The sequence below is a fragment of the Streptomyces sp. NPDC092952 genome (assembly GCF_044754785.1).
Lineage (GTDB): Bacteria > Actinomycetota > Actinomycetes > Streptomycetales > Streptomycetaceae > Streptomyces.
In genome coordinates, this window is record NZ_JBIVPT010000012.1 from 43,730 (window position 1) to 64,846 (window position 21,117).

Annotated in this window: 17 protein-coding genes; 8 read left to right on the top strand and 9 right to left on the bottom strand. The window is 73.2% G+C overall.

Annotated features, from left to right (window positions below):
* Positions 1-3: 3 nt before the first annotated feature.
* The 4 genes from ACIQGQ_RS25620 to ACIQGQ_RS25635 form a co-directional block, all read right to left on the bottom strand.
* Positions 4-1,080: an ABC transporter ATP-binding protein gene (locus ACIQGQ_RS25620; RefSeq protein ID WP_402399312.1), complete on the bottom strand. Its 1,077-nt coding sequence runs from the start codon at positions 1,078-1,080 to the stop codon at positions 4-6.
* Positions 1,077-1,934 (bottom strand): ABC transporter permease, encoded by an 858-nt coding sequence (locus ACIQGQ_RS25625; RefSeq protein WP_402399315.1) that lies wholly within the window; start codon positions 1,932-1,934, stop codon positions 1,077-1,079. The genes ACIQGQ_RS25620 and ACIQGQ_RS25625 overlap by 4 nt, the downstream gene beginning before the upstream one ends.
* Positions 1,931-2,752, bottom strand: a complete 822-nt coding sequence (gene modA / locus ACIQGQ_RS25630; protein ID WP_402399318.1) for a molybdate ABC transporter substrate-binding protein — start codon at positions 2,750-2,752, stop codon at positions 1,931-1,933. The genes ACIQGQ_RS25625 and modA overlap by 4 nt, the downstream gene beginning before the upstream one ends.
* Positions 2,753-2,951: 199 nt before the next feature.
* Complete coding sequence (locus ACIQGQ_RS25635) at positions 2,952-3,344, bottom strand: molybdopterin-binding protein (RefSeq protein ID WP_402399321.1); 393 nt, start codon at positions 3,342-3,344, stop codon at positions 2,952-2,954.
* 309 nt (positions 3,345-3,653) lie between these two features.
* On the opposite strand from ACIQGQ_RS25635, the gene ACIQGQ_RS25640 reads away from it, so the two are divergent.
* A complete protein-coding gene (locus ACIQGQ_RS25640; protein WP_402399323.1) occupies positions 3,654-5,825 on the top strand; it encodes an NB-ARC domain-containing protein in 2,172 nt (723 codons plus the stop codon).
* A gap of 13 nt (positions 5,826-5,838) precedes the next feature.
* On the opposite strand, the gene ACIQGQ_RS25645 is transcribed toward ACIQGQ_RS25640, so the two are convergent.
* Together ACIQGQ_RS25645 and ACIQGQ_RS25650 are read right to left on the bottom strand one after the other, a co-directional pair.
* A complete protein-coding gene (locus ACIQGQ_RS25645) occupies positions 5,839-7,557 on the bottom strand; it encodes a hypothetical protein (RefSeq protein WP_402399326.1) in 1,719 nt (572 codons plus the stop codon).
* Between the two features lie 72 nt (positions 7,558-7,629).
* Positions 7,630-7,833 carry a hypothetical protein gene (locus ACIQGQ_RS25650; protein ID WP_402399717.1) on the bottom strand — a complete coding sequence of 68 codons (204 nt, stop codon included), beginning with the start codon at positions 7,831-7,833 and terminating at the stop codon, positions 7,630-7,632.
* Between ACIQGQ_RS25650 and htpG the strand changes: the two genes are divergently transcribed.
* From htpG to ACIQGQ_RS25665, 3 genes are all read left to right on the top strand, one after another.
* A complete protein-coding gene (gene htpG, locus ACIQGQ_RS25655) occupies positions 7,771-9,708 on the top strand; it encodes a molecular chaperone HtpG (RefSeq protein WP_402399329.1) in 1,938 nt (645 codons plus the stop codon). The two genes, ACIQGQ_RS25650 and htpG, sit on opposite strands and share 63 nt — an antisense overlap.
* Before the next feature lie 124 nt (positions 9,709-9,832).
* A complete protein-coding gene (locus ACIQGQ_RS25660) occupies positions 9,833-11,314 on the top strand; it encodes an MFS transporter (RefSeq protein WP_402399332.1) in 1,482 nt (493 codons plus the stop codon).
* 93 nt (positions 11,315-11,407) lie between these two features.
* Positions 11,408-12,826, top strand: a complete 1,419-nt coding sequence (locus ACIQGQ_RS25665; RefSeq protein ID WP_402399335.1) for an MFS transporter — start codon at positions 11,408-11,410, stop codon at positions 12,824-12,826.
* Between the two features lie 34 nt (positions 12,827-12,860).
* Here the strand turns inward: ACIQGQ_RS25665 and ACIQGQ_RS25670 are convergent, their stop codons facing one another.
* Complete coding sequence (locus tag ACIQGQ_RS25670; RefSeq protein ID WP_402399338.1) at positions 12,861-13,376, bottom strand: hypothetical protein; 516 nt, start codon at positions 13,374-13,376, stop codon at positions 12,861-12,863.
* Between the two features lie 231 nt (positions 13,377-13,607).
* Between ACIQGQ_RS25670 and ACIQGQ_RS25675 the strand changes: the two genes are divergently transcribed.
* Positions 13,608-14,753, top strand: a complete 1,146-nt coding sequence (locus ACIQGQ_RS25675; protein WP_402399340.1) for a glycosyltransferase — start codon at positions 13,608-13,610, stop codon at positions 14,751-14,753.
* Between the two features lie 74 nt (positions 14,754-14,827).
* Here the strand turns inward: ACIQGQ_RS25675 and ACIQGQ_RS25680 are convergent, their stop codons facing one another.
* A complete protein-coding gene (locus tag ACIQGQ_RS25680) occupies positions 14,828-16,126 on the bottom strand; it encodes an extracellular solute-binding protein (protein WP_402399343.1) in 1,299 nt (432 codons plus the stop codon).
* A gap of 745 nt (positions 16,127-16,871) precedes the next feature.
* Here ACIQGQ_RS25680 and ACIQGQ_RS25685 point away from each other — a divergent pair.
* The 3 genes from ACIQGQ_RS25685 to ACIQGQ_RS25695 all read left to right on the top strand — a co-directional run bounded on the left by ACIQGQ_RS25685 (position 16,872) and on the right by ACIQGQ_RS25695 (position 19,335).
* Positions 16,872-17,846, top strand: a complete 975-nt coding sequence (locus tag ACIQGQ_RS25685; protein WP_402399345.1) for an acetylxylan esterase — start codon at positions 16,872-16,874, stop codon at positions 17,844-17,846.
* 134 nt (positions 17,847-17,980) lie between these two features.
* Positions 17,981-18,694 (top strand): hypothetical protein, encoded by a 714-nt coding sequence (locus tag ACIQGQ_RS25690; protein ID WP_402399348.1) that lies wholly within the window; start codon positions 17,981-17,983, stop codon positions 18,692-18,694.
* Positions 18,691-19,335 carry a hypothetical protein gene (locus tag ACIQGQ_RS25695; RefSeq protein WP_402399350.1) on the top strand — a complete coding sequence of 215 codons (645 nt, stop codon included), beginning with the start codon at positions 18,691-18,693 and terminating at the stop codon, positions 19,333-19,335. The genes ACIQGQ_RS25690 and ACIQGQ_RS25695 overlap by 4 nt, the downstream gene beginning before the upstream one ends.
* Positions 19,336-19,363: 28 nt before the next feature.
* On the opposite strand, the gene ACIQGQ_RS25700 is transcribed toward ACIQGQ_RS25695, so the two are convergent.
* On the bottom strand, positions 19,364-21,103 hold the full coding sequence (locus tag ACIQGQ_RS25700) for a protein kinase (RefSeq protein WP_402399353.1): 1,740 nt from the start codon (positions 21,101-21,103) through the stop codon (positions 19,364-19,366).
* Positions 21,104-21,117 lie beyond the last annotated feature (14 nt).

A 21,117-nucleotide genomic window follows, 5' to 3' on the forward strand; every position in this document is an offset into this window, starting at 1 on the left:
GTCTCACACGGGGTACGCGTGGGTCTGCGCGGCCTTCACCGTCGCCCAGACCTCCGCCCCCGGGCGCAGGTCGAGTTCGGCGGCGGCCACCGTCGTGAGGTCGGCGGCGAGCGGGAGTCCACCGGTGAGCGAGGCGCGGATCTGGTCGCCGTGCGCCTCCAGCCCGGCGACCTCGCAGCGCCACACGTTGCGGGCGCTGGAGCCGGTGGGCCGGCTGCCGTGGAGGGTGACCGCGCTCGGCGGGAACGCCACGAAGACCTCCCCGGCCAGGACCTCCGTGGTGGTGACGGCGGGGCCGTCGTCCAGCCGTACCGTGTGGCCGTCCGCCCGGCCCCGGTAGAGATTGAGCCCGACGAGCTGGGCGATGTAGTCCGTACGGGGATGGCGGGCGATCTCCGACGGGCTGCCCTGCTGGACGACCCCGCCGCGCTCCACGACGACCAGCCGGTCGGCGAGGACCATGGCGTCGAGCGGGTCGTGCGTGACGAGCACCGCCACCGCCTCGAACTCGGCCAGATGGCGCCGGAGCTGACCGCGCACCTCCAGCCGGGTCCGGGCGTCGAGGGCGGCGAGCGGCTCGTCGAGCAGGAGCAGCCGCGGACGGGTGGCGAGGGCGCGGGCCAGCGCGACCCGCTGCGCCTGGCCGCCGGAGAGCCGCCGGGGCCGCATTCCGGCGTGGTCCGCGAGGCCGAGGCGGTCGAGCCACTCGGCGGCCCGGCCACGGGCCGCCGTCTTGCCCATCCCCTGGCAGCGCGGCCCGAACGCCACGTTGTCCAGGGCGGTCAGATGGGGGAAGAGGAGGTAGTCCTGGAAGACGACGCCGACCGGCCGGGCCTCCGGCGGCGTACGCTCCAGGGCCGTGCCGTCCAGCCGCAGATGGCCGTCGGTGAGCGGGGCCAGCCCGGCGAGTGCCCGCAGGGCCGTGGTCTTGCCCGCACCGTTCGGCCCGAGCAGCGCCACCACCTCGCCCGGTGCGACCCGCAGCTCCACGTCGAGCCGGAAGGCCCCCCGCTCCACCACCAGCCGGGCGTCGAGGCCCATCGCTTCGGCACCGGCCGGTTCGTCGTGGTTCCTGGTCATCCTGCGGTCATCCAACGGTCGCGCAGCCCGGCCAGTACCGCGATGGACACGGCCAGCAGCACCAGGCTGAGGGCGATCGCCGCCTCCGGGTCGCTCTGCAGCGCCAGGTAGACGGCGAGGGGCATGGTCTGGGTACGCCCGGGGAAGTTGCCGGCGAAGGTGATGGTCGCGCCGAACTCGCCGAGCGCGCGGGCCCACGCCAGCACCGCGCCGGCCGCGATGCCCGGTGCGATCAGCGGCAGCGTGACCCGCCGGAACGCGGTGAAGCGGGAGGCGCCCAGGGTCGCCGCCGCCTCCTCGAAGCGCGGATCGGCCGCCCGCAGGGTGCCCTCCACACTGATGACGAGGAACGGCATCGCCACGAAGGCCTCGGCCACCACCACCCCCGCCGTGGTGAACGGCAGCGTGACGCCGAACCACGCGTCCAGCCACGAACCGACGACCCCGTTGCGGCCGAGCGCCGACAGCAGCGCCACACCGCCCACCACCGGCGGCAGCACGAGCGGCAGCGTGACGAGGGCACGTACGAGACCGCGGCCGCGGAACTCGACCCGGGCCAGCAGCCAGGCCAGCGGCACCCCGAGAACCAGGCTCACGGCGGTGGCGGCGGTCGCGCAGACCAGCGACAGCTGGAGCGCCTGCCACACCTCGGGGCTGGTCAGCTGCTCCGGCATGTCCCGCCATGGGGCCCGCACCAGCAGTGCGAACAGCGGCACCACCAGGAACGCCAGTCCGAGCAGCGCGGGCACGAGCAGGGGCAGCGGCGCGCCGCGGCCGCCCGCCCGGACCCGGTGACGCCGCGCCCCGCCCGGACGGGGGCCGCGCGCGGCGTCGGACTCGACGGGCCGGGTCACGGCTTCAGGAACCCGGCCCCGGTCAGGACCTTCTGCCCCTCGGCGGACCGCACCAGCGCGATGAACGCCTCGGAGGCGGCGGCGTTGGGGGCGTTCTTCAGCAGGGCGATCGGGTAGTCGTTGACGGCGTCGGCCGACTCGGGGAACTCCACGCCCTCCACCTTGTCACCCGCGGCCTTCACGTCGGTCCGGTACACGACCGCCGCGTCGGCCTCCTTCAGTTCGACCTTGGTCAGCGCGCTCTTGACGTCCTGTTCGTAGGAGACCGGGGTCAGCTTGAGCTTCGCGGCGTCGAGGGCCTTCTGCGCGGCGGCGCCGCACGGCACCTCCTTGGCGCAGAGAACCACCTTCAGGCCGGGGCCCGTGAGGTCCTTGAGCGAGGCGACCTTGTCGGGGTTGCCCGGCAGGGTGGCGATCTCCAGCTGGTTGCGTACGAAGGTGGCGGGGGTGCCGGAGGCGTCGCCCGCGTCGGTGACGATCTTCATCGTCTTGGCGCTGGCCGCCGCGAACACGTCGGCCGGCGCACCGCCGGTGATGCTCGCGGCGAGGGAGTCGCTGCCCCCGAAGCTGAACGTCACCTTCGTGCCCGGGTGCCGGCTCTCGAACGTCCTGCCCAGGGCGGTGAAGCTCTCCTTCAGCGAGGCCGCGGCGAAGACGGTCACCGTGCCGGACAGCTTCTTCGAGGAGGCCGGTGCGTCCGAGGCCGGTGCGTCGTCCTTCCCGGACGAGGAACAGGCGGTCAGGACCAGCAGCGCGGCGGCGCCCGCACCGGCCACCTGAAGGGTCCGGCGGGTCCGGCGTGCGGTACGGCTTGTCACGGGTTCCACTCCCTCTTGGTCCTCACGGACACGTCTACGGTCTGCCGGCACCACCGGGCCGACCCGATGATAATGCCGCAGATGCGAGGGGGAAGTCTGCTGTGGCTTTGCATGAGCCCGGTAGTTGATCTCGCGGGCTCGCATGTGCGTTTGTACGGGACGGTCGCCCCGGTGGAGCCGGGAGGGCCGTCACCCCCGGTCAGGCACGGTCGATATGCACATTGGTCGACTTGATCCGGGCGGTCGCCTCCATCCCGACCTCCAGCCCCAGTTCCTCCACCGCCTCCCGCGTCAGCAGCGACACCAGCCGGTGCGGCCCGGCCTGGATCTCCACCTGGGCGGCGACGTCACCGAGCTTGACCGCGGTGACGATCCCCGGGAAGGCGTTGCGGACCGAGGTGTACGAGGCGTCCTCCTCGCTCCCGTCCTTGGCCAGCTCGACGGAGAAGGCGGCGAGGTCCTTGCCCTCGACGAGCCGCCGCCCGCTCTCGTCCCGGTGCGTGGCCACCCGGCCCGCGTCGGCCCAGCGGCGCGCGGTGTCGGGGCTCACGCCGAGGAGCCGGGCCGCCTGACCGATCGTGTAGAACTGCATACCGGCCAAGATAGGCCCACCCACCCCGGGCCCGGCGCCGCACCTCCGCCCGGTACCCGGCGGCAGCGGCGAACCGCTCGTCGCGGGCCGTCCGGCACCATGGCCGGAACCCGTACGCGCCGCGCCGCGTTCGCGCTTCCGAACCGCCCGTCCGGTCTCTACGGTGGAAGGCGCAACGATCAGACGCGCAGGGACACGGCGTCGACGCAACGGGGGAACAGTGGAAGCGGAGTTGGCGGCGGTGACAGCGAGCGGCGCGACACACGTGACCGGACGCACGGCCTGGGCCGGGCCGGGGAGAGGTGCGGCGTGAGCGGCGAGGAGACCGGCGGCGCCGACCGCGTACAGCTGCGCAACGACCTGTCCGGGCATGTCTACGGACCGAGCATCCAGGCCCAGCGGATCCACGGCGGCATCACCTTCAACGTCCAGGAACAGCCCAGGCCCGGACTCGACATCAGACCGGACGAGATCCCGCCGCTCACCTTCGCCTTCATCAACCACGTCGAGGACCTCGCCGAGCTGGACGCCTGGGTGGGCGGCGGCCGCTCGACGGGCGTACGGGTCGGTTTCGGGGCCCTGTACGGGATGTCCGGCGTCGGCAAGACCGCGCTGGTCTCGCGCTGGGCCGAGGAGAAGAAGGCGCTCTTCCCCGACGGCCAGATCTACGTGGACTTCGCGGCTCTGCGCGGCGACGCCGAGGGCGGGGACGTCTCCGAGGCCGTCCGGCGCTGTCTCAGGTCCCTGGGCGTCGACGAGATGTGCATCCCCGAGTCGCTGGCCGACCGCACCGTCCTGTTCCGGTCGCGTTCGGCGGACCGGCGGCTGCTGATCTTCCTCGACAACGTGAGCCAGCCCGCCCAGGCGGCGCCCCTGATCCCCAAGGGCGAGGGCAGTGCCCTGCTGGTCGCGAGCGGCGGGCTGCTGCGGGAACTGGCCCTGGACGGGGCCCGGATGATGCCGGTGGGGCCGCTGGACCGGGAGAGCGGGCTGGATCTGCTGACCGAGCGCTGCGGGTCCGCAGCCGTCGAGGCGGACCGGGCCGCGGCCGAGCGGCTGGTCGAGCTGTGCGGCGGCCTGCCGGTGGCCCTGCACATCGTGGCGGCCCGGCTGCTGACCGAGCCGGGGCTCACCATGGCCGGGCTGGCCGGCGAACTCGCCGACGCACCGCGTCGGCTGGCAGGGATGTCCCTCGGAAGGGAGCGCTCGGTGTCCGCCGTACTGGATCTGGGGTATCAGGAGTTCCCGCCGGAGAAGGCCCGGCTCTACCGGCTCCTCGGCTGGCTGCCGGGCACCACGTTCGACGTCGGAGTCGCCGCGGTCGCCGCCGATCTCGACGCCGCACGCGCCAGGACGATGCTCGGGGAGCTGGCGGCGGCGCGGCTCCTGGAGGCGGGCGAGGACGGCCGCTACCGCTTCCACGACCTGGTACGCCTGCACGCCGGGGAACGTGCCGAGGCGGAGGAACCCGGTGGCGCCCGGCTCGCCCTGACGGGGCGGGTGCTGACCCACTACCTGGCCCTCACCGCCCTCGCGGACCGGGCGATCCGGCAGGACCGGCTGCGCGTCGGCGACCTCTCCGGGCTCCTGGACACGGCGCCCGACCCGTTCACCGCCGGGGCCGGCCCGGCGCCCCTGGACTGGCTGGAGGCGGAGCACCGCAACATCCTGGCCGTGCTCCGGACCGCCGCGCGCGAGGAGACCCTCGCCGCCGGGGTGTGGCAGCTGGCCGAGGTGTTCACCGTGCTGTTCTTCCACAACCGGCACCTCGGGGACTGGCGGGAATCGCTCGAACTGGGAGCGGCGGCCGCCGCCGCGGCGATGGAACCGGCGGCCGAGGCGAGGCTCCGCAGCCTGCTCTCCCGCCCACTGATGGACCTGGGCGAGTACGACGCGGCACGCCGCGAACTCGACACCGCCGCGGCCTGCGCCGAGGTCTCGGGCGACCTGCTGGTACGGGCCTCCGTCCAGGAGTTCACCGGCCGGTACTGGGAACGCTTCGACCTCTCCCACGCCATGGACGCCTACCGCAGCGCGTTCGAACTGAGCACCGAGGCGCGGGAGGAACGCGGCGCCGCCCTCGCCGCCTACTTCCTCGGCTGCGCCCAGGACGCGAACGGCGACCACCCACAGGCCCTGGCCACCCTGGACGGGGCGCACACCCGGCTGACCCAACTGGACGACCGGCGGATGGCGCCGAGGGCCCTGGCCGCCATCGGCCTGGTCCACGACCACCTCGGTGAGACGGACAAGGCGATCCGCGCGCTGGGCCAGGCCGTCGCGGAGCTGCGCGCGCAACGGGCGACGCACTACGAGGCGCAGGCCCTCGTGGCCCTGGCCGGCATCAGGCAGCGCACGGCCGCCGCACCCGCCGAGGTGCGGGCCGATCTGGCCCGTGCCCTGGAGATCTACGAGGAGGGCGGCAGCCCGCGGGCCGAGGAGGTCCGCCGCCGCATCGACGCCCTGGACGCCACGGACTGACGCCGGTCGACCCTCAGTACGACGGACCGGCGGCGGGTCGGGGGCGCGTTCTCAGCAGCACGTCCTCCTCGCGCGCGTCGCCGATCCGCAGGACGGCCTCGGTGTCGCCCGGCGCGCTCCCGGCGAGCAGCAGCGTGTAGACGATCGCGGCCGGCAGACCGGGGTCTACCGGGGGGCCGGTGACGGTCGCCTCGACGATCCGTCCGTCGCGCAGCCCGACCAGGCAGCCGCCCGCGCCCAGGGCGACCGCCGCGAGACGGCAGCCGGGCAGCCGGTCCAGGGTCTCCTCGATCCAGCGCACCGCCCCGGCGGCCGTCGGGAGGGGCTCGTGCCGGGTGAGGACCGAGGCGCTCTCGACCCGCCGCAGATCCCGCTCCCGGTCGTCGCAGGCGAGATGGGTGAACGTGCCGGACACCTCGTACGCGGCCTCGTGCCCGGCCCGGGACACGGCCGCGGGACGACGGCGTACGGTGACGGCCTGCCGCGCGCCGTCGCGGCGGACGGTGCTCGACACGGTCCACGAGGACACGGGGGAGCCGGTGTGCTCCGGCGCGGGCAGCGCCACCCGGTCCGGCACCCCGGGGGACGGCTCGGCCAGCCCCATCAGCCGGTAGAGCGCGGTGCGCAGGTGGCGCAGCGCGCGCCCCGGCTCCGCGAACGCCTGGTCCGCGACCGTGCGGTAGCGCTGCGCGGTGTGCGTACCGACCACGTCCGCGACCTGCCGGGCCAGATCGCCCATCGGATCGAGCCGGGGAGCGGACCGCCCGAGACTGTCCGCGGCCGTGCCCTGAACGGCGTCGCTGCCGAACGCGGCGAGCAGCACCGGCTTGCCCAGGGCCGCGCCGTACAGGGTCACCGAACCGTGGTCGCCCACGACCGCGTCGGCGGCGACCAGGGCCGGCCGCCAGGCGTGGACGGGCGGGACCAGGATCAGCCCCGCCTCCAGGGCGGCGGCCTGCGAGACGCGGAGCTGCCAGGGACTCTGCCCCGACCAGACGTTGGGGTGCACGATCGCGGCGACCCGGAACTCGTCGTACGGCAGCGCGGCGAGCAGCCGGGCCGGCAGATCGGGGTGGCGCCCCAGCAGCGAGGTGGGGCCCCAGGTGGAGCTGAGCACCACGAGCCGCCGCCCGTCCGGTACGCCCAGCGCGGCCCGGTACGCGGCGGCCCGGTCCAGGCTGACGAGCATCTCGTCGAAGGCGGGGTCGCCGATGAGCAGCGTGCGCCCGGCCGCCTTCGGATGGGTCGCGAGCAACTGCTCCTCCTGGCCCGGGTGCGAGATGGCCAGCCACGCCCGGCCGGATTCCAGGAGCCGGTCGGGCACCACACCGGACAGGCGGCTGCGCCGCGCCCGTGAATCCGGCACGTGCTTCTGGAACCCGATTCCGTGCGGCAGCACGAGGACGGGGCAGTCCCCGTCGGGCACGTCGATGTTCTCGCTCGCGGAGACGATGAGGTCGGGCGCCGCGGCGGGGACGTGGTCCCACGCGATCACCTGGCATCCCGCGTCGTGGAGCAGGTCGAGCACCCCACCGCTGAAGGCGGAGGTGGAGTCGTAGGCGAAGACGACGGCGACCCTGGTGTCCCCGCGCAGCAGTGCGGGCAGGCATTCGAGCACCCTGGCCGTCGACGTGACGGTCCGGGCGGCTACGACCAGGGTCCTATCGCTCTGGAACGTCCGCCATCGCCGGGCGTCGGGCCCGATCAGAGCAGGAGGTCGCCGGGCGTGCATGTCCACTCCGAGGGGCTCGTTGCTGATTGTCCTTGGCGTGTTTCAAGCTGCTGTGCGGTCCCTCGGGAGGGCTCATTCGATGCGGTGGGTCGGATACACCGTATCCAACGCGGGGAGGAGCAGTTGACGGAAGCCGTCCGGTGTCAAGACCGGCTGATCTAAAGTGCTCAGGCCGGATCCCGCACCGAGGACCTGAGAAGGAATCACGGAATTATGCCCACTGAGACGTTCGAGTTTCAGGTGGAAGCGCGACAGCTTCTGCAGATGATGATCCACTCGATCTACTCGAACAAGGACGTGTTCCTGCGCGAACTCGTCTCCAACGCTTCCGACGCGCTCGACAAGCTCCGCCTCGAAGCACTGCGCGACGACGCGCTCGACGTGGATGTGTCCGACCTCCACATCGCGATCGAGGCCGACCGGCAGGCCCGCACCCTGACCGTGCGGGACAACGGCATCGGCATGTCCCACGACGAGGTGGTCCAGCTCATCGGGACCATCGCCAACTCGGGGACCGCGAAGTTCCTGCGCGAGCTGAAGGAGGCCGAGGGTTCCGCCGCGGCCGAGGGGCTGATCGGCCAGTTCGGCGTCGGCTTCTACGCCAGCTTCATGGTGGCCGACCAGGTCGAGCTGCTGACCCGGCGCGCGGGGGAGGACCGGGGCACCCGTTGGACGTCGACGGGGGAGGGCACGTACACCGTCGAGACCGTCGACGACGCACCGCAGGGGACGTCGGTCACGCTCCGGCTCAAGCCGGAGGACTCCGACGACCAGCTCCACGACTACACCTCCCCGTGGAAGATCAGGGAGATCGTCAAGCGGTACTCCGACTTCATCACCTGGCCGGTCAGGATGGCCGCGGAGACCGCGCCCGAGGATGCCGCGGCCACCGGGGAGGAGGCCGACGGCACCCCGCGCGAGCCCGAGACGCTCAACTCGATGAAGGCCCTGTGGGCGCGCTCGCGCGACGAGGTCACCGACGACGAGTACCACGAGCTGTACAAGCACATCAGCCACGACTGGGTCGATCCGCTCACCACCGTCCGGCTCCAGGCCGAGGGCACCTTCGAGTACCAGGCGCTGCTCTTCATCCCCGCGCACGCGCCCCACGACCTGTTCATGCAGGGGTACAAGCGCGGCATCCAGCTGTATGTGAAGCGCGTCTTCATCATGGACGACTGCGAAGCGCTGATGCCGCCGTACCTGCGCTTCGTCAAGGGTGTCGTCGACGCCCAGGACCTCTCGCTCAACGTGTCGCGCGAGATCCTCCAGCAGGACCGCCAGATCCAGCTGATGCACCGGCGGCTGGCGAAGAAGGTGCTGTCGACGGTCAAGGACATGATGTCCGCCGAGCCGGAGCAGTACGCCACCTTCTGGCGGGAGTTCGGCCGGGTTGTCAAGGAGGGGCTGCTGAGCGACTTCGAGAACCGGGAGACGATCCTCGGCATCTCGTCCTTCGCCAGCACCCACGACAAGGACGGGCCGACCACGCTGCGGAGCTACGTGGAGCGGATGAAGGAGGGCCAGGAGCACATCTACTACCTGACGGGCGAGTCCCGGCAGGCCGTCGAGAACTCCCCGCACATGGAGGCGTTCCGGGCCAAGGGCATCGAGGTGCTGCTGCTGACCGACCCCGTCGACGAGGTGTGGGTCGAGGCGGACCCCGAGTTCGACGGCAGGAAGCTGCGCTCCGTGGCCAAGGGCGAGGTGGAGCTCGGCACCGAGGAGGAGAAGAAGGAGGCGGCCACCGAACGGGAGGGCCGGCAGCAGGAGTACGCGGATCTGCTCGGCTGGATGACGGAGCGGCTCGGCGAGAGCGTCAAGGAGGTCCGGCTCTCCTCGCGCCTCACCGTCTCGCCCGCCTGCGTCGTCTCCGACACGAACGGTGTGACGCCCGCCCTGGAGGCCATGTACCGCGCCATGGGCCAGGAAGTGCCGCACTCCAAGCGCATCCTGGAACTCAACGCCGGGCACCCGCTGGTCAGCGGCCTCAACCGGGCGTACGCCGCCCGGGGCGAGGAACCCGGTGCCGGTCTGGAGGAGACGGCCGAGCTCCTGTACGACCTGGCGCTGCTGGCGGAGGGCGGCGAACTGGGCGACCCCTCGCGCTTCGTGAGGCTGATGGCCGACCGGCTCGAACGCACGCTGTAGGCAGTACCGCGCGGTGGGGCCGCGCCCCGCGCCACCGGGCGCGGCCCCACCGGTCCGATCCGTAACGGGACGGGGCCGGTCGACCCGTCGCCGTCCCCGCACGCACGCCGCAACGGAGGTCTCCGTGAAGTCCAGCGCCCCGCCCCCGGCCGGAAACCGGCCCACGGAGGGCCGGTTCGCAGCGGCGGACCGCCTGGTCGCCGTGCTCGCCCTCTCCGGGATCGTCGTCTCCCTGATGCAGACGATCGTGATCCCGCTGGTGCCCGAGCTGCCCGACCTCCTGCACGCCTCCCCCTCCGACGCGACCTGGGCGATCACCGCGACCCTGCTCGCCGGAGCGGTCGCCACCCCGGTGATGGGCCGGCTCGGGGACATGTACGGCAAGCGCCGCATGCTGCTGGCCAGCCTGCTCCTGCTGGTGGCCGGCTCCGTGGTCAGCGCGCTCAGCGACGGCCTCGGCCCGATGATCGTCGGCCGGACCCTCCAGGGCCTCGCCTCCGGCGTCATCCCGCTGGGCATCAGCATCATGCGCGACGAACTGCCCGCCGAGCGGCTCGGATCGGCGGTCGCGCTGATGGGGGCCTCCCTGGGGATCGGGGGCGCCCTCGGACTGCCCGCAGCCGCCTTTCTCGCCGAACGGGTCGACTGGCACGTGCTGTTCTGGGTGGCGGCCTGCATGGGCGGGCTCGCCACGGTACTCGTCCTGACGCTGGTTCCGGAGTCGCGGGTGCGCACCGGCGGCCGGTTCGACCTGGTGGGCGCGGCCGGGCTCTCCGTGGCCCTGCTCTGTCTGCTGCTCGCGATCTCCAAGGGGGCGGCCTGGGGGTGGGCCAGTGGGTGGACGCTCGGCCTGATGGGCGTCTCACTGGTCGTCCTGGCGGTGTGGGGCCGCTGGGAGCTGCGGACCGGGCAGCCGCTGGTCGACCTGCGGACCACCGCCCGGCGGCAGGTTCTGCTGACGAACATCGCCTCGGCGGTCTTCGGCTTCGCGATGTTCGCGGTCTCGCTCGTACTGCCCCAGGTCATCCAGTTGCCGAAGGCCACCGGGTACGGCCTGGGGGCCTCGCTGCTGACCGTCGGGCTGGTCATGGGCCCGTCCGGGCTGGTCATGATGGCGGTCGCGCCCCTGTCGGCGCGCATCTCCCGGACCAGCGGGCCGAAGACGACGCTGATGACCGGAGCCGTCGTGGTCGCCGCCGGGTACCTGCTGGGCATCGTCCTGATGTCCGCGATCTGGGAACTCCTGCTGGTCTCGGCCGTGATCGGGGCCGGGATCGGCCTTGCCTACGGTGCGATGCCCGCACTGATCATGAGCGCGGTGCCGGTCACCGGGACCGCGGCCGCCAACAGCTTCAACACCCTCACCCGGGCCATCGGCACCTCCGCCGCGAGCGCCGTGGCGGGCGTGGTCCTCGCCCAGATGACCACCTGGTTCGGACCCGTCGAGGTGCCGTCGCTGAACGGCTTCCGTACCGTACTGGCGATCGGCGCCGGTGCCGCGCTGGTGGCCTTCCTCGTCGCGTCCTTCCTGCCCGCGCACGACCCCGCCGGCGCCGGGGCCCGGCCGGCCACCGAGGCCACCGCGGCCGAACCCGCCGACAGCTGAACGGGGCACGGGCCACGGGGCAGGGGTACGGGCTCCCCGGCGCGCGGAAAACGGGTGGCGGCCGCCGCGCCGGGCCGCATAGCTTGTCGGCCCGTGACCGATGCCCCCGAGAGCACAACGCCCGCCGCCCCCGCCCGACTGGCCCCGGAACGGCCCGGAACCGCGGAAGGACTGTTCTCCCGTACGTACCGGACGGCCACCGCGGGCTTCGCCGCGGTGATGTTCCTGACCGGGCTCGCCGCGCTCGCCGTGGTGCCCACGCTGCCGACCGCGGTACGGGACCTGGACGGGGTGGCGCTCTTCCCCCTGGTGGCGGGCTGTTTCGTCGCCGCGAGCCTGCTGGGCGGGGTGCTGGGCGGGCAGTGGGCGGACCGTGCCGGGGCACAACGCCCGCTGGCGGTGGGCATGGTGCTGGCGGTGGTCACCCTGCTGGTCTCGGCCGCCAGCGGCTCGGTCTGGCAACTGGCCGCCGGACGCTTCGTGGACGGCGTCGCGGGCGGCATGATCGCGGTGGCCGTCAACGCGGCGATCGGCCAGGCCTATCCCGACCGGCTCCGGCCGCGGGCCCTGGCACTGATGAGCGCCTGCTGGATCGTCCCTTCACTGGTCGGCCCGCCGCTGGCCGGCCTGGTGGCCGAGTGGTGGTCCTGGCGGGCGGTGTTCTACGGGCTGGCGGCGCTCACCGCGCTGCCCGCCCTGGCGGTGGTCGCCGCGCTGCGCGGCCGTTCCTGGCAGGCCCCGGCCGCGCCCGCCCGGGGCGACGCGCCGCGCCCCGGACCGATGGTGGCGCTGGCGGTGAGCGTGGGAGCCGCGCTCGGCCAGTACGGTGCGTCGGGCTGGGACACCCGCCATCTGCTGTTCGCGGTGGCCGGGTTGGCCCTGCTGGTGCTGTTCGCCAACCAGCTGCTGCCGACGGGCACCTGGCGCGCCGCACGCGGGCTGCCCGCCACCGTGCTGCTGCGCGGGCTGAGTTCGGGCGTGTTCTTCACGCTGGAGGCACTGGTGCCGCTGATGCTGGTCACCGGCCGGGACGTGGCCCCGGTCGTGACCGGGCTGGCCTTCACCGGGGCCGCGCTGGCCTGGGCGGCCTCCTCCTGGGTGCAGGGCCGCCTGCCGGAGCGGACCCCGCGCCACCGCCTGGTCGTGGTGGGCGCTGTGGTGCAGGCGGCGGCGGTCGTGCTCGCCGCCGTCGGGTCGCTGCCCGGGATGCCGCCCGTCGTCGCCGCCTCGTCGATGGTCGTCGCCGCGACCGGCATGGGCCTGCTCACCCCGTCCCTCACCGTGCTCTCGCTCGGCCACGCCCCCCGGGACCGGCAGGGCTACGCCAGCAGTGCCATGCAGACCAACCAGAACCTGGGCCAGATCCTGACCCTGGGCATCGCCTCCGCCCTCTTCAACGCCTTCCTGAGCGCCGGATCGGACGACCACACCGGCTACGCCGCCGCGTTCACCCTGCTGCTGGTGCCGGGAGTCCTGGCGGCCGTGCTCGCCACCCGGGCCCGCGAGGCGTGACCGGAGCGCCCCGGGACACCGGGACCCGCCCGGCTCAGACGCCGAAGGCGTGCACGACGATGCCCGCGCGCCCGGCGAGCTCCGTCAGCTCCCCGGCCCGCGCAGCGGGCAGGCACACCACCGGATAGCAGTCCGACTCCAGATCGATCACGGCGAGCGCCGCGCCGACCTCCCGGTAGCGGCGGCCGCACACCTCCAGGAAGTCGTACGTCGGCAGCAGCAGATCACCGTCCTCGAACAGTGCCCAGGGGTCAGCGGCGGGCGCGGAGTCCAGCAGGCGGAGCCGGGCCCGGATCTCCTCCGGATGCTCCTTCCAGTCGAACTCGGCGAGCAGCCCGTGCGCGTAGAGGGCGTCGACCAGCGCCACCCGGAGGAGCTCCGGGACGGGCCCGTCGATGCCCCGATCCTCCAACTCGTCCGCGTACGCCCGCGCATAGCCCTCCGGGTCGTCATGGGCGAGCAGCACCCGCTCGGCGACGGACGGGCGCCCGGGGGCGAGCAGGGCGGTGACGGCGGTCAGGGAAGCGGCGACGACTCCGGTGCCGGACACGGGCGTTCTCCTTCGGGAGCCCGGGGCCGCTACCGGCCCCGGGAAAGTGAACGCCCTGTTCGGCGCTCGTGGAGGAAGCCTGGCACAGGGGTACGACAGCCGACGTGGGGAGCCAGATGTGCGACCCGTACGCCATGCGTGGGGCGTCGTGGATCAAACGCCGGTAACACGCCGTAATCAGGCGGAAAGTGACCCTGTGGGCGGAGAGCGCGGAATCCTACGCTCGGTCCCATGCGCGTACTTTTCACCTCGACCCGCGGCGCGGGCCACTTCTACCCACTCGTCCCCCTCATCGACGCGTGCGCGGCGCGCGGTGACGACGTTCTCGTCGTCGCCCCCTCGGCGCTCGAACCGGTGCTCGCGGCCCGGAAGCAGCCTTACCGCATCGGCGGGGAGCCGCCGAAGGAGGCCATGGACGCGCTCAGAGGGCGTGCGATGTCGCTCGCCCCGGACGACGGGGTCTCCGTGATGGTCGCGGAGGGGTTCGGCCGGCTCTGCACCGCCGCGATGCTGCCCGTGGTGGAGGAGGTCTGCCGGGACTGGCGGCCGGATCTGGTCCTGCACGAGACGTTCGAGTTCTCCTCCGTCGTGGCGGCCGAGCGCCACGGCATCCCGCACGCCCGGGTCGCGGTCTCCGCCGGGGGGTTCACCGCCCTGGCTGACCCGCTGGTGGGCCCGGTGCTCGACGCGTACGGCTCCGGCATCGCGGGGCGGCTCCTGGCGTCCCCGTACCTGACCCGCCTGCCCGTCTCCATGGACCCGTCCCCGTACGACGTGACCCACCGCTACCACGAGGAGTCCCGGTCGGCGGTCCTGCCGGACTGGTGGAACGGGGCGAAGGAGCCGCTGGTCCATCTGACGCTCGGCTCCGAGGCGGGCGCGATGCCGACCGCGGCGGGGCTGTACCGGGGGCTGGTGGAGGCGGTGGGCGAGCTGCCGGTCCGGGTCCTGCTCACGACCGGGCGCCACCTCGGCCCCGGGGACCTCGGGCCGCAGCCGCCGCACGTCCGCGTGGAGTCATGGGTGCCGCAGGAGGATGTGCTGCGCAGGGCCTCCCTCGTGGTGTGCCACGGCGGATCGGGGACGGTCTACGGCGCTCTCGCGGCCGGTGTCCCGCTGGTCTGCGTCCCGCTCTTCGCCGACCAGCCGGCGAACGCGCGGCTGGTGACCGCGGCGGGGGCCGGCGAGGCCGTCGTCCCGGCGAACGCGAGCGGCGAGGAATCGACGGTGCTGGGCCCCGACGACGTACGGAGCATCGGCGCCGCCGTCGAACGGGTCCTCGCCGGGCCGTCGTTCCGCGAGCGGGCCGGGGCGCTGGCCGAGGAGATGCGGGCCACCCCCTCGGCCGCCGAACTGGTCGGAGCCCTGTACGGATGACCCCGGCGCACCGTCCGCTACGGCGGGCGGTGCGCCGCAGGCCGTCCGGGACCGGAGAGGTCCCGGACCGCGGCTCAGTCCTGGATCAGGTCCTTGACCGCCTGTCCGGCCTCCCGCATGGCGTTCTTGGGCGTGGCCGAGCCGACCAGCACCGCCTGTACCTGCTTGGCGACCGCCTCCTCGATCTGGGAGTTCTTCGCGAACCGCCAGAAGGGGCTGCTGGTCGCCGTCCCGGTGATCTTGTCGGTCCAGCCGGTGGTGAAGGTGTCGCCCTGGACCTTCGGGTCCTCCAGGCCCTCGGTGGTGGTCGGCGGCAGCGCGAGCTGCTCGAAGTAGTCGGTGACCGTCTTCCTGTCCGACGTGGTGTGCAGCGCGAACTCGGTGGCCGCGTCCTGGCCGTGGCCCCGCACGATGACGATGACCTGGCCCCACAGCAGGGCGCGCGGGATGTCGCCCTTCTGCAGGACCGGACGGGCCACGGGCTGCATCGCGTCCGCCAGCTTCTTGTCCTTCGCCTGCGCGGCGATCACGCCCTTGCCCACGAGGGCGTCGTCGTAGAACGCCGCCTTGCCCTGGGCGAACAGGGCGCGCGCGTCGAAGCGGTCCACGTCGGCGGAGATCAGCCGCTCGTCGTACAGCCGCTTGTACCAGGTGACGGCGTCGATCGAGGCGTCGTCGCCGATCGTCACCCGGTCTCCTTCGAGGAGCGTGCAGCCGAAGGTCTGCATCCACGGGAAGATGTCCTTGAGCTGCGCCACCTTCGTCGCGGCGGCGTACGGCACCAGGCCGCCGCCCAGCGCCTTCAGTTCACGCAGGACCGACTCGAACTCCTCGGTCGTGGTGGGGTGCTTGGTGATCCCGGCCTGCTCCAGCAGCTTTCCGTTGGCGACCAGGCCGATCGACCCGGTGGTCCACGGCAGCCCGAGCTGCTTGCCGTTGTACGTGCCGCTCTCCAGCGCCACGTCGGTGTAGTGGCCCTCCGGGGCCTTCGTCCCCAGGTCGGCGAGCTTGCCGGTCTGGGCGATGGTGCCGAGCCAGGCGATGTCGAGCTGGACCGCGCCGGTGACCTCGCCGCCGCCCAGCTTGACCGCGAGCTGGCTCAGGTACTCGTTGTACGGGTACGAAGTCGTCTTGATGCTGGTGGACTTGAGCTTCTCCCAGTTCGAGACGATCTTCTGGACCGCGGGTCTGGCGGCCTCCTCGTTCATCGACCAGGACGTGAAGTGGAAGTCCTTGGCGCTGGTGTCGCCGCCGTTGGAGTTCGATCCGTTGGACGGAGCGCAGGCGCTCAGCGCCCCGGAGCCGGCGACTCCGAGCGCGCCGAGGGAGAACATCCGGAGCGCGCTGCGTCGGCTGAGGTCGAACCTGGTCATGAGGGTCTCTCCGTACGGGGAAGTCGAGCGGTTGAAGGTGGTGCGTGGGGCCGCGTGCCGGGACCGGATCAGTGCCGGATGCCGGGTACGGCGTGGCCGGCGGGCGGTCCCGCGGGGGCGCCCGCGGGATGCGGACCGGGCGCGTCGGCGGGCCGTGTTCCCGATGGGGGGAGGCGGCGGACGGGCTCCGCGGTGCGGTGGTCGACCGCGCGGAGGCCCGGTGTGCCGGGCGGACCGCCCGGGGGGAAGGGGTGGTCGAGGGGACCACGTGCCACCGGGCCGGGCCGGTGCCCGGCGGGCGGCGGGTGGGGGGAGGCGGGCGTGCCGGGCCATGGTGCCCCGGCCGGGGCGACGGCCCGTGACTCGGGCCGGCCGCTGAGTAATCCGCTCAGCACGGACATGGCCCGCCGCACGCTCTGGTCGTTCCCTCGATCGAATGCCGTTACCGTGCGCACTCCGGCGAACCCGGCGTGCAACATGCGGAATCGTCGTCCATTCATCACGGAAACGTCAACCCTTGGGCGGGATGTGTTTGCGGCGTGCTGGCAAAGAAGTTTGACGATCCCTCAGTGATGGAGTCTGAATCAGGATTCAGTGCCGCTCTATGCAAATTAATTGCGCAATATGGGTGTGCTTGTGGGCTCCGGTGCGGGGCGGCGCCGGTTCCCGCGCCGGGCCCCCTGTTCGGCGGTGTGCTGCCGCACGGCACACTGTTCGGAAATGTCGCACCGTGAGGAGACCCGTCATGGCCCTGTTCGACCTGTCGCTGCCCGAACTCCGCTCCTACCGACCGCAGGTGGACGAACCGGATGACTTCGACGCGTTCTGGGCGGAGACCCTCGACGAGACGCGCTCCTTCGACCTCGCCGCCTCCTTCGAGCCCGTCGAGACCGGGCTGAGCGGCATGCGCACCTGGGACGTCACCTTCGCCGGTTTCGGCGGCCATCCGATCAAGGGCTGGTTCAGCGCCCCCGCCGGTGCCGAGGGGCCGCTTCCGCTCGTCGTCCAGTTCCACGGCTACAACGGCGGACGCGGCCTGCCGCACACCCACGGCCTCTGGCCGCTGGCCGGGTACGCCCACTTCATCATGGACGTACGGGGCCAGGGCAGCGGCGGAAACGTCGGCGACACCCCCGACCCGATCGGCTCCGGCCCCTCCATCGCGGGCTTCATGACCCGGGGCATAGAGGACCCGCGGAGCTACTTCTACCGGCGGGTCTACGCCGACGCCGTACGCGCCGTCGAAGCCGCCCGCTCGCACCCGCTCGCCGACGCCGCCCGCACCGTCGTGGTCGGCGGCAGCCAGGGCGGCGGCATCGCCCTCGCGGTCGGCGGACTCGTCCCCGGCCTGACGGGCATCGCGCCCGACGTCCCCTTCCTCTGCCACTTCGGGCGGGCCGTCACCCTCACCGACTCCAACCCGTACGCGGAGATCGCCCGCTACCTCAAGATGCACCGGGACAGGGAGCGGGGCGTCCTGCGCACCCTGTCCTACTTCGACGGGGTCTCCTTCGCCGCCCGGTCCAGCGCCCCCGCGCTCTTCTCCGTCGGCCTGATGGACCAGGTCTGCCCGCCCTCCACGGTCTTCGCCGCTCACAACGCGTACGCCGGCCCGAAGGGCATGGAGGTCTACTCGTTCAACGGCCACGAGGGCGGCGACATGTTCCACGAGGCCGTCAAGGTCCGCTGGGTGCGCGAGGTGCTGAACGAAGCGGGCTGACCGGTGCCGGGCGGCGGACCGGCGGGGTGTGGCCGGGGCCACGGACACCACGTGGATGGCTCGTATAGGGTCCAACTGGGTATGTCAATACCCCGTTCCGGTGGTCGATGGCCAGGCAAGAGCAAGGGCGGACAGTGCGGCAGAGAACCTATGCGCAGACCCTGCGCGTCATCGCCTGCGTGCTGATGGTGTGGCAGGTCTGGCTGATGTGGTACATCGCCGCCCACGAAGCCGTCGGCGTGCGGTGGAGCTGCGACGGCACCGGCACCTGCGGCAGCGACCAGTTCGCCTCGGTGGCCCCGTTCCTGGGCATCGGCATGGCCGTCCTCCTCGGACTGCTCACGGCCCGGTACCTGCGCCGGGCCGTGCCCGGTGCGATGGTCTCGCTGTCCGCCGCGGCCGCGCTCGCCGGCTGGTACGACGCGCTGGACGAGGGACTGGTCGAGCGGGGGACCACCACCTCCTTCCACATCATCTTCCCGTTCGGCGAGTTCGCCGTCTCCAGTTGGCTCACCTTCCTCTGGTCCATCGCGGGCGCGGGCTGCCTGGCCGCCTGGTGGGGAGCGGCGGTCAGCCTGCGCCGGGGCGGCGGACTGCGGAGGTTCTCACGCCGCTACACCACGGCCGAGGCGCGGCTCACGGGCTGGCGCTCCGCGGGCGGCGGCAAGTACGGCGAGGTCACCGTCGTCTTCGACGACGCCGCCGGGGTCCACCACGAGGTCCCGGCCGTCGTGGACCGCCTCGCGCTGCGCCGCGACGTCCTCGCGTTGTACGACCCCGACCGCCCCGACGACCCGGACCGCACCCGGGTCGTCATCCCCCGCAGGAAGGCGCTGCGCCTCGTATGAGCATCCCGACCCCTTCCCCCGTCGCCCGGCTGCGCGGCGTCTTCCGGTCGCTCGCCGTCCTCTGCGCGCTCGGTACCGGACTCGTCCTGGCGGTCACGGTCCAGGGCGCCGTGCACGGACCCCGCTGGCTGCTGTTCCTCGGGCTCCCCCTGTCGGCCCTCACCCTGGCCGCGTACGGCAGGATCGCCGAGGACATGGGCGGGAACGCGGCCGCCGCCCCGCTGCGCTCCGACGGCCCGCGCGCCTTCGCGCCCGCCGTCGTCAACAGGGTGCGGGCGGTGGACAGGGCCAGTGGCCGGACCGTCGCCGACGGGCGGTCGGTGAACTCCGCCTTCGCCTTCGACCTGACCGTGGTGGCCGACGGACTGCCCCCGTACCGGGTCGAGGTCCGCCACCCGCTCGACCTCCAGGGGCTGCTGCACCGCTCCAGGGCGGTCGTCGAGTACGACCCCGAGCAGCCCTGGCGGGTCGTCGTCCCGCAGAACCCGCCGCGCGCCTGGCTGGCCAGGGCGGAGACGCTCACCCCGCCCCAGGGCGAGGTGGAGCGGGCCGGGCGCGGCGGCCCGGCCGGTCTGCGGGCCCTGGTGGCGGGCGCGGCGGTCGCCACCGCGCTGCTGGTGGCGGTGGCGGTTCTGGGCTGAGCCCGGGGCCTGCCGGGCCGCTGGCGGCTCAGCTGTCGCGCGGGTACTTCTTGAGCACCTTGCCGTGGATGTCGGCCCGCAGATAGGCGCCGCCGTACTCGTCCGAGACGTAGACGCTGAGCGTCGGCTGGTAGTCGTCGAACGGGGAGGCCGGGTCGATGTCCACGTAGTGCGTGGTGGGCTCCGCGACCCCCAGCTCCTTGTCCGCCCGGCGGATCAGTCCCGGCAGGGCGTCCCAGTTGAACTTCAGCAGGTCCACCGACTTGGCACCCGACATGAGCGTGCCGCCCGCGCGGTCCCGGACGGCCTTGCCGTCCCGGTAGGAGAAGACGTCGTACAGGGCCTTGTTCTTCGCGAGCGGGGCCTCGGCGCTGGCGTGCACGTCGTACAGCGTGAACGAGGTGATCTCGGTGCCGCCCATCACCGGCTCGAGCGAGGCGATGACGGACCGGGCACCGGCGGGCGTCAGCAGGTTCCCGGGCGCCGCCGGGGTCTTCTCCGTGCTGTCCGGGCCGGTGCTGTCCGAGGTGGTGCCCTTCCCGGCGGAACGGCCCGCGGCCGTACGCTCCGACCGCGGCCGGTCCGCGGCGGAGGCGGAGCCGGCGCCGGACGATCCCGTGTCCGTCTCGGGCAGCAGCGACCACACCAGGACGCCGGTCAGGGCCGTCCCGGCGAGCGCGGTGGACACCGCCACGACCCGGCCCCGCCGGACCCGCCGGTTGATCTCCCGGGTCCCCAGCGTCGGGGGTGCGGGGTTCGGGAAGGCGGGCGGGGCGAACGGATCGGCCGGCCGGGGAGCGGGGGCGGTGGGCAGGACGGTGGTCGGGGCGGGGCCGAAGCCGGGGCCCGGCGGCACCGCGTCCTGCGGGGCGGGTGTGGCCCGCCGGGGCGGTACGGCGTCCTGCGGGGGAGCGGTCCGGGGCCCGGACCCGTCGGCCACCGCGGCCAGCAACCGGTCCAGCTCCTCGGGGCCGGGCCGGGCGGCCGTGTCCCGGACCAGCAGCGCGGTCAGCACCGGGGCCAGCGGACCGGCCTGCCGGGGCGGCGGCACCTCCTCGTCCAGCACGGCGGCCAGCGTCGCCAGCGTGGTGGCCCTGCGCAGCGGATGACGGCCCTCGACGGCGACGTACAGCATCATGCCGAGCGACCACAGGTCCGAGGAGGGGTCGCCCTCGTCGCCGCGTATCCGCTCGGGCGCCATGTAGTCGGGGGAGCCGATGATGGAGCCGGTCGCCGTCAGGCTCGTGGACTCGCGGATCGCCGCGATGCCGAAGTCGGTGAGGACCGGGCTCCCGTCGGCCCGCAGCAGCACGTTGGCCGGCTTCACGTCGCGGTGCAGGATCCCGGCGGCGTGGGCGGCCCGCAGCGCGGAGAGCACCCCGCGGCCCAGCCGGGCTGCCTCGGCCGGGGCGAGGGTGCCCTCGGCCAGCCGCTCCGCCAGGGAGGCGCCGGGCACCAGCTCCATCACGATCCACGGATACGTACCCGCGCCGCCGTCCACGATGTGGTGGACCGTGACCACCCCGGGGTGGTCCAGCCGGGCCAGCGCCCGCGCCTCGCGCAGCACCCGTTCGCGCAGCAGCCGGGCCGACTCCGGATCGTTCTCCATCATCGCCGGGTCCGGGGGCCGCACCTCCTTGAGCGCCACATCACGGTGCAGGGCCAGGTCGTGGGCCCGCCACACCATGCCCATGCCACCGCTGCCGAGCCTGTTCACCAGCTCGAAACGGTTGTCGATCACACGGCGCTCAGGCCCCCCAGCGGTCATGGTGAAGAGGGTAC

What these genes read in the sequence shown, in the direction of transcription:
- ACIQGQ_RS25620 (WP_402399312.1), bottom strand. Translation starts at nt 1,080, where the DNA reads ATGACCAGGAACCACGACGAACCGGCCGGTGCCGAAGCGATGGGCCTC.
- ACIQGQ_RS25635 (WP_402399321.1), bottom strand. Translation starts at nt 3,344, where the DNA reads ATGCAGTTCTACACGATCGGTCAGGCGGCCCGGCTCCTCGGCGTGAGC.
- ACIQGQ_RS25645 (WP_402399326.1), bottom strand. Translation starts at nt 7,557, where the DNA reads ATGCACGCCCGGCGACCTCCTGCTCTGATCGGGCCCGACGCCCGGCGA.
- htpG (WP_402399329.1), top strand. Translation starts at nt 7,771, where the DNA reads ATGCCCACTGAGACGTTCGAGTTTCAGGTGGAAGCGCGACAGCTTCTG.
- ACIQGQ_RS25675 (WP_402399340.1), top strand. Translation starts at nt 13,608, where the DNA reads ATGCGCGTACTTTTCACCTCGACCCGCGGCGCGGGCCACTTCTACCCA.
- ACIQGQ_RS25680 (WP_402399343.1), bottom strand. Translation starts at nt 16,126, where the DNA reads ATGACCAGGTTCGACCTCAGCCGACGCAGCGCGCTCCGGATGTTCTCC.
- ACIQGQ_RS25685 (WP_402399345.1), top strand. Translation starts at nt 16,872, where the DNA reads ATGGCCCTGTTCGACCTGTCGCTGCCCGAACTCCGCTCCTACCGACCG.
- ACIQGQ_RS25695 (WP_402399350.1), top strand. Translation starts at nt 18,691, where the DNA reads ATGAGCATCCCGACCCCTTCCCCCGTCGCCCGGCTGCGCGGCGTCTTC.
- ACIQGQ_RS25700 (WP_402399353.1), bottom strand. Translation starts at nt 21,103, where the DNA reads ATGACCGCTGGGGGGCCTGAGCGCCGTGTGATCGACAACCGTTTCGAG.